This is a genomic window from Cognatishimia sp. F0-27 (genome assembly GCF_020667845.1).
GTDB lineage: Bacteria > Pseudomonadota > Alphaproteobacteria > Rhodobacterales > Rhodobacteraceae > JAFMPQ01.
Window position 1 is genome coordinate 122,503 of sequence record NZ_JAFMPQ010000007.1, and the last position, 11,799, is coordinate 134,301.

11 protein-coding genes are annotated in these 11,799 nt (G+C 64.3%); 4 read left to right on the forward strand and 7 right to left on the reverse strand.

Annotated features, from left to right (window positions below; all coding sequences use genetic code 11):
- Position 1: 1 nt before the first annotated feature.
- The 6 genes from J1C49_RS05945 to coxB form a co-directional block, all read right to left on the reverse strand.
- Positions 2-679, reverse strand: coding sequence for an SURF1 family protein (locus J1C49_RS05945; protein WP_227444893.1), 678 nt, complete (start codon positions 677-679; stop codon positions 2-4).
- A 450-nt stretch (positions 680-1,129) separates the two neighbouring features.
- Entirely contained in the window at positions 1,130-1,936 is an 807-nt protein-coding gene (locus J1C49_RS05950; RefSeq protein WP_227444894.1) for a cytochrome c oxidase subunit 3, read from the reverse strand.
- A gap of 19 nt (positions 1,937-1,955) precedes the next feature.
- A complete protein-coding gene (locus J1C49_RS05955) occupies positions 1,956-2,540 on the reverse strand; it encodes a cytochrome c oxidase assembly protein (RefSeq protein ID WP_227444895.1) in 585 nt (194 codons plus the stop codon).
- A complete protein-coding gene (locus tag J1C49_RS05960; protein ID WP_227444896.1) occupies positions 2,530-2,706 on the reverse strand; it encodes a hypothetical protein in 177 nt (58 codons plus the stop codon). The genes J1C49_RS05955 and J1C49_RS05960 overlap by 11 nt, the downstream gene beginning before the upstream one ends.
- Entirely contained in the window at positions 2,703-3,662 is a 960-nt protein-coding gene (gene cyoE / locus J1C49_RS05965; protein WP_227444897.1) for a heme o synthase, read from the reverse strand. The genes J1C49_RS05960 and cyoE overlap by 4 nt, the downstream gene beginning before the upstream one ends.
- A 195-nt stretch (positions 3,663-3,857) precedes the next feature.
- On the reverse strand, positions 3,858-4,733 hold the full coding sequence (gene coxB / locus J1C49_RS05970) for a cytochrome c oxidase subunit II (protein ID WP_227444898.1): 876 nt from the start codon (positions 4,731-4,733) through the stop codon (positions 3,858-3,860).
- A 191-nt stretch (positions 4,734-4,924) separates the two neighbouring features.
- Between coxB and tldD the strand changes: the two genes are divergently transcribed.
- From tldD to dprA, 3 genes are all read left to right on the forward strand, one after another.
- Positions 4,925-6,349 carry a metalloprotease TldD gene (gene tldD, locus J1C49_RS05975; protein WP_227444899.1) on the forward strand — a complete coding sequence of 475 codons (1,425 nt, stop codon included), beginning with the start codon at positions 4,925-4,927 and terminating at the stop codon, positions 6,347-6,349.
- A gap of 13 nt (positions 6,350-6,362) precedes the next feature.
- The gene (locus tag J1C49_RS05980) at positions 6,363-6,812 is read left to right on the forward strand and encodes a hypothetical protein (protein WP_227444900.1); all 450 of its coding nucleotides are present in this window, start codon (positions 6,363-6,365) and stop codon (positions 6,810-6,812) included.
- 157 nt (positions 6,813-6,969) lie between these two features.
- Entirely contained in the window at positions 6,970-8,259 is a 1,290-nt protein-coding gene (dprA, locus tag J1C49_RS05985) for a DNA-processing protein DprA (RefSeq protein ID WP_227444901.1), read from the forward strand.
- A gap of 28 nt (positions 8,260-8,287) precedes the next feature.
- Here dprA and J1C49_RS05990 read toward each other — a convergent pair whose 3' ends face one another.
- Complete coding sequence (locus J1C49_RS05990; RefSeq protein ID WP_227444902.1) at positions 8,288-8,725, reverse strand: hypothetical protein; 438 nt, start codon at positions 8,723-8,725, stop codon at positions 8,288-8,290.
- Between the two features lie 175 nt (positions 8,726-8,900).
- Between J1C49_RS05990 and topA the strand changes: the two genes are divergently transcribed.
- Positions 8,901-11,597 (forward strand): type I DNA topoisomerase, encoded by a 2,697-nt coding sequence (gene topA / locus J1C49_RS05995; RefSeq protein ID WP_227444903.1) that lies wholly within the window; start codon positions 8,901-8,903, stop codon positions 11,595-11,597.
- Positions 11,598-11,799 lie beyond the last annotated feature (202 nt).

An 11,799-nucleotide genomic window follows, 5' to 3' on the forward strand; every position in this document is an offset into this window, starting at 1 on the left:
CTCAGCCCTCCTTGCCTTTCAGACTGCGTGTGATCCACAGCCCGGTCATCAAAAGCCATACGGCGGCGAGCAGAAACCACGTTACGGCGTATTGCAGGTGATCGTTCGGAATACCGCTCGTGTCGACGGGCATCGGCGTCACATGCGCATCCGGGGGCGACATCTCGGCGGCAATCACAAGCAGCGGCTCGGTTCGCAGCGCCTCGGCCATGGCGCCGATGTCGCGCGCAAACCACGTATTGGCGGCCGGGTCGTTTTCCGGCGTGGAACTGGTGCGGTCATCGGGCCAGTGCAGGTTCCCGCGCAGGCGCACCGCGCCCGTCGCAAGCGGCGTGTCTTTCTGATCGACCGGGGTGAAGCCGCGATCCACCAGAACGCGCCGCCCGTCATCCGTCACGAAGGAAGAGACGATTCGCCAGCCTGCGCCCTGGCGCTTGACCGAAACCAGCACGTACAGGCCTTCGGCCTCAATCGCGCCGGTGAGCATGACGGGCTGGTAGCGTTGGGCGGAAGGGTCAACCAGAACCGGCAGCGGTTGTGGCGGACCTGCGATCACCGTCTCGATCTCGCTCAGGATTCCTTCTTTCCACGCCAGTCTCTGCATCTGCCATGTGCCAAGCCACAGCAGAATACCGGCGCCAAGCGCGCCAATGATCAAAGGAGCAAGGATCCGCTTCACGAGATCTCCATCCATTCGGTGGGGGGTGGTTTACCGCACTTGGCGGCGGGTGCAATCCCCGCAGATCCAGCCCGCCCGATCCATCTGCCCGCCTTGACGCGATCGGCCAATCCGGAGACGGCGCAACCCCGTCCGGCGGGGGCCGGCGCAAGGCCCGCAGCGACGCTGGTGTCGCCCCGGCCTGTGCCCTACGCGCCCGTCCTCGTGGCGCTCCCGGCCAAATCCCCGCCGCCTGCGTGCCTGCGCTCCGCCTCCCGCGGCGCCCGGCTTCTTTGGGCCAGAAATATCCCGGGGAGTCCGCGCGCTGCGCGCGCGGGCGGGGCAGCGCCCCAAACAGGACAACGCGGTCACCGCGCACCACGCCCGATCGCAACGCAAAACGCCCACCCCGAGGGGGCAGGCGTTGCAGGTGCTTGGTTTTGGTCTCAGATCTCTGAAAGGGTCGCCCGGTCAGCCGCCCCAGACGTAGACTGCGGCAAAGAGGAAGAGCCAGACCACATCCACGAAGTGCCAGTACCACGCGGCGGCTTCGAAGCCGATATGCTTGGTCTGGGTGAAGTGACCCTTCAACAGGCGCAGCAGGCAGACGAACAGGAAGATCGTCCCGATCACAACATGTGCACCGTGGAAGCCGGTCGCCATGAAGAAGTTCGCGCCGTAGATATTGCCCGAGAAGCCGAAGGCCGCGTGGCTGTATTCATAGGCCTGGAAGGCGGTGAAGATCACACCCAGCGCAATGGCAATGATCAGGCCCCACTTCATGTCTTCGCGGTTGTTCTCGTGCACCAGGGCGTGGTGTGCCCAGGTCGCGGCCGCGCCGGAGCAGAGCAGGATCAGCGTGTTGATTAGCGGCAAGTGCCACGGATCAAACGTCTCGATGCCCGCCGGCGGCCAGGGGCCATCGATGGCAGGGCTCAGACCACCGGGATCGATCGGGTAGAGCGCGTGCTTGAAGAAGCTCCAGAACCACGCGAAGAAGAACATCACTTCCGACATGATGAAGAGGATGAAGCCGTATTTCAGGCCGATCTCCACCACGGGGGTATGGTCGCCCACCTGGCTCTCTGCAACCACGTCGGCCCACCAGCCGAACATGGTGTACAGCACGGCCACGAAGCCGATCAGGAACATCCAGGGGCCGCTGCCATGCATCCACAAGACAGCGCCAAACAGCATGACGAACGCCGCGACGGCCCCGATGAAGGGCCACACGGAGGGGTTCAGAATATGGTAGTCGTGGTTCTTGGCATGTGCCATGAGGATCCCTCGTCTCAGGTTAGTTCAGGGACGTCTGCGCGTCCGTTTCGGTCTCGAGCGCGGCCTGTGTCTCTTCGGGCAGGTCGATCTCGTAAAAGGTGTAGCTCAGCGTGATGTGCTTGGAGCGGCTGGCATTGGTGTCGTCGACGATATCCGGCTCGACGAAGAAGACCACCGGCATCTGCACCCGCTCGCCGGGCATCAGGACCTGCTCTTCGAAGCAGAAACAGTCGATCTTGGAGAAATAGCCGCCCGCACCGAAGGGCGCGACGTTGTAGCTGGCCGATCCCGCGATCGGGCGGTCGGTCGGGTTGTAGGCCTCGTAGAAGGCCATGCCCTCTTCCCCGATGCGGATCGTCATCTCGGTCTGCATCGGCTTGAATTCCCACGCCATGCCGCGGGCCAGAGAGGCGTCGAACCGCACCTTGATGGTCTGGTCGAGGATCCGCCCGTCGATGCTTTCGGCCACGTCCGTCGCGCCGCCATAGCCTGTGACGCGGCAGAACCAGTCATAGAGCGGCACGGACGCCCAGGCCAGCGAGCCCATGAAAACCACCAGTCCCACGGTTTGCAGAACGGTTTTCGATTTTCCTTCAATTGCCATCGACAGTGCCTCCTGCTGAGCCGAGCGCGCCTTCCAGATCGCCGCCCGTGACCTTTGCCACAGTCAGGCCGAACACAATTGCGATCAGGGCTGCAAGCACTAGCCCGACGCCAAGATTCCGGCCGAAGCGGCGCTTGTGGATTTCATGCTGCTTGCTCAGGCTCATGTCAGCAGCCCCCCGAGCGATGCCCAGTCAAAGCCAAGCTTGGAGAGGGTTGCTTCGATCAGGATCGCGCCGAAATGGGCGAAGAGGTAAAGCAGCGAGAGTTTGAAGAATTTCTTTTCGACCGCGAAATTGTCGGCTTCGGATGCGCCCTCGTCGCGCTTCCAGATATCCCATGCGCCCTTGAGGAACAGCGCGTTCAGAACCAGCGCAACGGTCAGGTAGAGCGGACCGCCCACCGAGGTAAAGCCAAGCGCCACGGCCAGAATGGCGAGCAGCACCGTGTAGGCGAGGATGTGGTTGCGCGTGGAGCGGCGTCCATTGGTCACCGTCAGCATCGGCACGGTCGCGTTGTCATAATCCATGCGCACAAACAGCGCGAGCGCCCAGAAATGCGGCGGCGTCCACATGAATGTCAGGCAGAACATCAGAACGGAGGCAACGGAGATGTCCCCGGTCGCTGCCGTCCAGCCGATCATCGGAGGGAATGCGCCGGCGGCGCCGCCGATCACGATGTTCTGCGGCGTGAGGCGCTTGAGCCACATGGTGTAGATGACAACGTAGAAGAAAATCGTGAAGGCCAGCAGCCCGGCAGCGAGCCAGTTGGTCGCAAGCCCGAGGAAGATCACCGCAAAGGCCGACAGGGCCGACCCGATGGCCAGCGCTTCGTCGCGTGTCACCTTGCCGGCCGGGATCGGACGTCTCGCGGTGCGCTTCATCACGGCGTCGATATCGGCGTCATACCACATGTTGAGCGCGCCGGAGGCGCCGCCGCCGATGGCGATGAACAGCACCGCGCAGAAAGCGACAAACGGGTGCATCGCAACCGGGGCCGCGAGCAAACCGACAAAGGCGGTGAAAACAACAAGCGTCATAACGCGCGGCTTGAGCAGGGCGAAGTAATCGCCGAACTGGGCTTCGGATTCGTGGATCCGGCTGTCGAAACTGGCGTCGCTCATCATCACTCCCGAAGGACTTGCACGCATCTTGGCCGATCACCTGGGTGATCTTGCGGTAACGGTGGGTTGCAAAGCCACCCTGCAAGGCCGTCATCGGCTCCGGAGGGTGGTTTTGAAACCCACCCGGCACCCCCGTCGAAGGGGCTGGCGGGTGGGCGCGGGGCGGAGACGATCCGCCCGCCGCGCGTCAGAGCATCAGTTCGTCAGGACGGCCCGGACATCGGTGTAGCCGCCGTCGGCAACCGAGTTTTCGAGCCACGCTTCGTAGGCGGCTTCGGACACCACTTTGACCGTGATCGGCATGTAGGCGTGCGCGATGCCGCAAAGCTCGGAACACTGGCCGAAATAGACGCCCTCTTTCTCTGCGGTGAACCAGAGCTCCGCCAAACGGCCGGGAACCGCGTCCTGCATCACGCCGAAGGCGGGGATTTTCCAGGAGTGGATCACGTCCGCGGCGGTGATCTGCATCACGATCGTCTTGCCGACGGGCACGACCACGGCAGTGTCGGTGGCCAGCAGGAAGTCCTGATCGCTATAGCCTGCTTCGGAGAGCTGTGCGGACACTTCGGGGGTCATGCGGTTGTCGCCACCGGTGGCGGGCGACCCGATCATGTAGCTGTCGTATGCGAGGTCGGTGCCCACATATTCATAGCCCCAGTACCACTGGTAGCCGGTCACCTTGATCGTGACGTCGCCTTCGGGAATTTCCTGCTGCTTGAAGAGGATCGGCAGCGAGAACGCCCCGATGAAGACGAGGATCACGATGGGGCCGACCGTCCACGCGATCTCGAGCGGCGTGTTGTGCGTGAAGCTACCCGATTCCGGGTTGGCCTTGCGGTTGTAGCGCACGACGCAGTAGGCCAGCAGCGCGGTCACGAACAGCGTAATCACCGTGATGATGATCAGCAGCATCCCGTCGAGCCATTGCAGATCGCGGGCCAGCTCGGTTGCGGCGGGCTGGAAGCCGGTGCCACCGTCGACGGGGCGTCCGATGATTTCAAGCTCCTGCGCCATCGCGGGCGCCGCCAGGAAGGTCCCGAAGAGACCCGTCAGCATGGTTTTCAGTTGCATATGTCACCCAAATCTTAAGCGTCTGTCCCTGCGCCGGTTGTGCGCGTTCCGAGGCCCTTTGGAGGGGCCGCAGCAACAGCCCGTTGCGCGTCGCGGGTTTCAAACCATATTCTCTCCCAGTGATAAAGGTTTCCCGTTGCGGCAAACCGACGCTTTGCTTGATCTGGATCAAATTCGAAAGGATCCCGCCCATGTCTGCCGACGCGCCTTTCCGCCCCTTCGAGACGCATCTCGATCAGGACCGCACCACAGATCTCTTGCGCGCCGCGCTGGCCGGAGCCGAGGATGGGGAGCTGTTTCTGGAGCGCCGCCGTTCGGAGGTGCTCGTCTTTGATGACGGGCGTGTCAAAACAGCCAGTTACGATGCTGCGGAAGGGTTTGGCCTGCGTGCGGTCAAGGGCGAAGTGGCGGGTTACGCCCATGCGACGGAGATCTCGGAAAGCGCGATCAAGCGCGCGTCGGAGACCGCGAGGCTCGCGATTGGCGATGGTGGCGGGGTGATGGCCGCGCCGCCGCGCGGCACCAATACCGCGCTATATACCGATGACGATCCGATTGCCGGGGCGGCCTTCCCCGTCAAGGTCGAGACGCTGCGCGAGATCGACGCTTTCGCCCGTGATCTCGATCCGCGGGTGGTTCAGGTCTCCGCGACCATCGCGGCGTCACTCCAGGAGGTGGCGATTCTGCGCCCCGAGGGCGGTCTTGTGACGGATGTGCGCCCGATGACGCGGGTCAACGTCTCCGTCATCGTAGAGGAAAATGGCCGCCGCGAAAGCGGCACGGCGGGTGGCGGCGGGCGTGTCTCGCTTGATGGCTTGCTCGATCCGCAGGACTGGCAGGCAAAGGCCCGCGAAGCGTTGCGCATTGCGCTGGTCAACCTGTCTGCCGAGCCTGCGCCGGCGGGCGTGATGGACATCGTGCTCGGCCCGGGCTGGCCGGGTATCCTGCTGCACGAGGCCATCGGGCACGGTCTGGAGGGCGACTTCAACCGCAAGGGAAGCTCGGCTTTTGCCGGTCTCATGGGCCAGCAGATCGCCGCCAAGGGCGTGACCGTCCTTGATGACGGCACCATTCCGGACCGGCGGGGGTCCATCACGGTCGATGATGAAGGCACGCCATCGGGCAAGAACGTGCTGATCGAGGATGGCAAGCTTGTGGGCTTCATGCAGGATCGTCAGAACGCGCGGCTGATGGGCGTGGAGCCAACCGGCAACGGGCGGCGCGAAAGCTATGCCCATATCCCGATGCCGCGCATGACCAACACCTACATGCTGGGTGATGACGCCGATCCCGGCGATATCGTGGCCGACCTCAAGGACGGGATCTGGGCCGTGGGCTTTGGCGGCGGTCAGGTGGATATCACCAATGGCAAATTCGTCTTCAGTTGCACCGAGGCCTATCGCGTCAAGGACGGCAAGGTGGGCGCGCCAGTGAAGGGCGCGACGCTGATCGGCGACGGGGCGACGGCGCTCAAGCAGATCCGGGCGCTCGGCAACGACATGGCGCTTGACCCCGGCATGGGGAATTGCGGCAAACAGGGGCAGTGGGTGCCGGTCGGTGTCGGCCAGCCAACGGTGATGATCGGCGGGTTGACGGTTGGCGGCGCTGCGGCCTGAGCCGCGCGGGCCAGTGCGTCCGCTGGCCTTTCGCAGCCCACCGCGCGCCTTCCGTCAGACCGGCATCTGGCGGCCGCTTGCGGCGGTGCTTGGCGGGCTGCTTATCCCCGCGCTGATTGCATGGCCGCTCCTGATGGTGGCGGGCTTGCCGGGAGTCGTGGAGAGCAGCGGCTTGCGGCAGGGCATCCTGATTGTCCTGACGGTGCTGGCAATGGCACCGGTGCCGGGATGGGTCGCGCTGCCACTCGTCTGGCCATTGGTCTACACGCTTTATGTGCGCGGGTGGGCGGGCCTCGCCGCATGCGTTCTGGCGGCCTGCGCGGTGGGGCTGCCGGCGGCGCATTGGGTGCTCAACGGGGACGTCACAACGGAGGCGCCTGCGATTCTTCCGATGCTGATCGCGGCGCTGGCGATTCAGGGGTTCTTTGGCTGGGTAATCCTCTGGGCGCGCCAGACGCCGTGAATTGTGGCTTTCATGTGGTCAATGCGCGCATCAGCGCGCAATTGTTTCGCGAACGATAAGAATGGTTTGAGGAAAAACTGCCTCAATCTTGCCATAATTTACCTGTCGTTAAGACCCACGCTCCTACAGTCGTGATCAGCAAGAAGGCGGGGACGGAATGCCGGACACTATCACCTCTTCCAATCACCCCCCACTCCCACCCACCACGGAAGACGACCGGTTCAGCTGGCTCCGCCTCTTGCGCTCCCGCCGTGTCGGGGTCACCACGTTCTGGCGACTGCTTGCGGAGCATGGCTCCGCGCGGGCGGCGCTGATTGCACTGCCAGAGGTCGCGCGGCAAGCCGGGGTGATGGATTACCGCATCTGCCCGGAGCATGTGGTCGAGGCAGAACTCGAGGCCGCTCGCAGGTTCGACGCCCGCATGGTTTGCTTCGGAGACCGGGACTACCCATTGGAACTCGCCCATATCGACGACGCGCCGCCGATCCTCTGGACCGTCGGAACGCCGCGGATACTCGGCCGGCCCATGGTGGCGGTGGTGGGCGCGCGCAATGCCTCTTCGCTGGGGCTGCGCATGGCGCGCACGCTGTCGCGCGGGTTGGCGGAGGCGGGTCTCGTCGTGGCCTCCGGTCTGGCGCGGGGGATTGACACCGTCGCGCATCACACCGCGCTGGAACAGGGCACCGTGGCTGTCATGGGCGGCGGGGTCGATGTGTATTACCCGAAAGAAAACAGAGGTCTTGCGCGCGATATTCTCGATTCTGGCGGCGCGCTGATATCGGAGCAACCGATGGGGTTGCAACCGATGGCGCGGCATTTCCCGATGCGCAATCGTATCGTGTCCGGTCTCTCTCAGGCGGTGGTCGTGGTCGAAGCGGCGGCAAAATCCGGCTCGCTCATCACCGCGCGCGCCGCGTTGGAGCAAGGGCGCGAGGTGCTTGCAGTGCCCGGCCACCCGTTCGATGCGCGCGCCGGTGGCTGCAACATGCTGATCCGGGATGGCGCCCGGTTGGTGCGGAGTGTCGAAGATGTGCTGGAGGCGTTGCCGGCGCATCCCACGGAGACGCCCGCTGTGCAACATGTCCTGCGCTTTTCCGACCCGGAGGCGCCGGGGACAGACCGGGACAGGCCGCAAGCTCCATGGGGCGGCCCGACGGCTGCTTCGCAGCGCGACGCGGCACCCGCGCCCGACCTCCGCTGCGGCGACAGCCTGTCGCCCGTTGCGATCCCGCAAGCCGCGCCCGAGACGCGCAGCCTGTCGGAGACCGCGGCACTGCACAGCCAGATCCTCGCGCGGCTCGGCCCCGCGCCGCAATCCGAGGACAGCCTGATCCGCGATCTTGGCGCGCCCAGCCAAGCGGTATCGCCCGTGCTGACCGACCTGGAACTGGATGGGAAGATCGAACGCCAGGCCGGGGGATTGCTGTCGCTTGTGCCACCGCGGTGATCGCGTCAGACACGCCCGCCGCCGTGGCTCAACAGAACTCGGGAATCACTGCACCCCATTCGGGGCAGAAAGCCGGATCAGCCCACCAGACATCGGTTGCGCCTATGGCGTATTGGGCGGCAAACCAGCCTCCCGCACCGCGCGAAAAGAGCACTTGCATCTGTGGGCCGTCCCAAAACGCGGGGTCGATCCTGCGCCGCGCCGCCGGGGTCAGGTCGCGTGCACCGATCTCCGCGCCACTCGGGCGCACCGGACGCAGGTTGCCAAAGGCCGCGCCGCCGTGCACGCGCAGATCGTCCACCACGAAGACCACCGACGCGCCGAAGGCATATTCCGCCAGTGGGCGCGCCGCGTCCATCAGGTCCGCGCGCAGTGCGCTGCCGCGCTCCGGATGCTCCCAGGCGAGGACCGCTGTCCCGACCATGCAGAACACCAACAGCCCCGCGCGATACCATGATCTGCGCATCGTCATCCCCTCGGGCAAGATCGCCGAAATCGTGGCCATCCTAGCACGTCTGGGGGCGATATCCAAAGCAGGGGGCGCGTCCGATTGACCATTCCCCCTTGTCGCTGGGCAGGTGGCAAGCCATATGGTCCGATCAAAAGCACCGAGCGATTTTTATCAAGAGGTTCACCGCAACATGCCAGTCGTCGTTGTCGAGTCCCCGGCTAAAGCCAAGACAATCAACAAATATCTTGGCTCTGACTATACGGTCCTGGCGTCATATGGTCATGTCCGCGACTTGCCTCCGAAGGACGGATCGGTCGATCCGGAAGCCGATTTCGACATGAAATGGGAAATCGCGAACGACTCGCGAAAGCATGTCTCGGCCATTGCCGAAGCTCTCAAGACCGACAATTCGCTCATTCTCGCAACCGACCCCGACCGCGAAGGGGAGGCCATCAGCTGGCACCTCAAAGAGGCGCTCACCAAGCGTCGTTCGATCAAGAAAGACACTGATGTTCGCCGGGTGACCTTCAACGCGATCACCAAAGCCGCGGTGACCGAGGCGATGCAGAATCCGCGCGACATCGATGCGCCGCTCGTCGAGGCCTATCTGGCGCGGCGGGCGCTCGATTACCTTGTGGGGTTCAACCTGTCGCCCGTGCTCTGGCGCAAACTGCCGGGCGCGCGCTCCGCAGGGCGGGTGCAATCTGTCTGCCTGCGCCTCGTGGTCGAGCGCGAGATGGAAATCGAAGCGTTCAAGCCCCGCGAATACTGGCAGGTGCGTGCGCAGTTCACCACGCCGCGCGGCCAGAGCTACGAGGCGCGTCTGACCACACTCGCCGGCAGGAAGCTCGACCGCTACGACCTTGAAAACGCGACACAGGCCGAATTGGCCGTGCAGGCGGTCAGCTCCCGCACGCTCAAGGTGGCCTCGGTGGAGGCCAAGCCCGCATCGCGCAACCCGTCGGCACCCTTCATGACCTCGACGCTGCAGCAAGAGGCGAGCCGCAAGTTTGGCATGGGCGCGCGCCAGACAATGAACGCGGCGCAGCGGCTCTACGAGGCCGGGCACATCACCTATATGCGGACCGATGGCATCGACATGGCGCCCGAAGCGGTGCATCAGGCGCGCGACGCCATTGCCGCGCGATATGGCAAGGACTACATCCCGGACAGCCCGCGGATGTATAAGAACAAGGCCAAGAACGCTCAGGAAGCACATGAATGCATCCGTCCCACGGAGATGGAGAAGGATGCCGCGGCACTCAAGCTGACCGATGCGGATCAGCGCAAGCTCTATGATCTGATCTGGAAGCGGACGCTCGCCTGCCAGATGTCGGCGGCGCGACTCGAGCGCACGACGGTCGAGATTGCGTCCGAGGACGGGCAAGTCGGGCTCCGTGCCACGGGGCAGGTGGTGCTGTTTGACGGGTTCCTCAAGGTCTATGAGGAAGGGCGCGACGAGCCTGTGGAGGACGATGACAAGCGCTTGCCGCAGATCAGCCAGGGCGAGCCTGCAAAATTTGACGAAGGGGCACTCAAGCCGCTCCATGCGAAGGCAATCGAGCCCAATGCCGATGGGTCGGCCAAGGACGCGAAACTGGCGGAAAACGGCGCTGTTCTCGGCACCCAGAGCTTCACGCAGCCGCCGCCGCGCTACACCGAGGCGACGCTCGTGAAGCGGATGGAAGAGCTCGGCATCGGGCGCCCGTCCACCTATGCGTCCATCGTGTCGACGATCCAGGAGCGTGAATATGTCCGCAAGGACAAGAACCGGCTCATCCCCGAGGACAAGGGCCGCATCGTCACGATCTTCCTGCTGAACTTCTTCAAGCGCTACGTGGAGTATGACTTCACCGCCGCGCTGGAGGACCAGCTTGATCATGTGAGCGCAGGCGAGAGCGACTACAAGGAGCTGTTGTCGAGGTTCTGGCGCGATTTCTCCGCGGCGATTGCGGAAACGTCGGAGTTGCGGATCGCAGAGGTGCTCGATGTTCTCGACGACGCTCTGGCACCGCAGCTTTACCCGCCGCGTGAGGATGGCACGGACCCGCGCACCTGCCCGCTTTGCGGGGAGGGGCAACTGCACCTCAAGACCTCGCGGTCGGGCGGCTTTGTCGGCTGCGGTCGCTACCCCGAATGCCGCTATACACGGCCAATCGGCGGCGAGGGCGCCGAGGGACAGGACAAGATCCTTGGCGAGGATGAAAACGGGAACGAGATCAGCCTGTTGTCGGGACGTTTTGGCCCTTACGTGCAGCGTGGCCAGAAAACCGAGGACAATCCCAAACCGGATCGCGCGAGCCTTCCCAAAGGGTGGCAGGCGGACGAAATGACGCTGGAGAAGGCGCTGACCCTCCTGAGCTTGCCGCGCAGCATCGGCATGCATCCCGAGGGTGGAGAGATCAAATCCAATTTCGGACGGTACGGTCCGTATCTGATGCACCAGCTGCCCGATGAGGCCAAACCCGTCTATGCCAATCTCAAGGATCCGACAGACGTTTTCGAGATCGGCATGAACCGCGCTGTCGAGCTTCTGGCCGAAAAGCGCGCCAATCCGGGCGGGCGCGGGCGCACTGCGGCCAAACCGCTGCGCGAGTTGGGCGACCACCCCGATGGTGGGCCGGTCAGCGTGATGGAAGGGCGCTATGGGCCATACGTGAAATGGGAGAAGGTCAACGCTACCTTGCCCAAGGACGTCACGCCAGAAGACGTGACCATGGATCAGGCGCTGGCGCTGATCGCGGAAAAAGCCTCGAAGAAAGGCACGCGCAAGAAAGCAGCCCCCAAGAAAGCCGCGGCCAAAAAGCCCGCCGCCAAGAAAGCCGCTGCCAAAAAGCCTGCCGCCAAAAACTCCGCGGCGCGTAAAGCGCCTGCCAAGGACAGCTGACCGCGCGCGCAATGGGCCATTGGCGCTGCCGTGGCGCCGGGTCATTGCGCGCTGTTTCTTTGGGCTTCAAATATCCTCGGGGGGCGTGGGGGGCAGACAGCCCCCCACCGACCTTGGCCGGGGTTGGCGCGCAGACAGCCCCTCTTTGCGCATCGGTTGCGGCATCGGCCCGCCCCCGCCTGTTCAGCACGCCGCGCCGCAG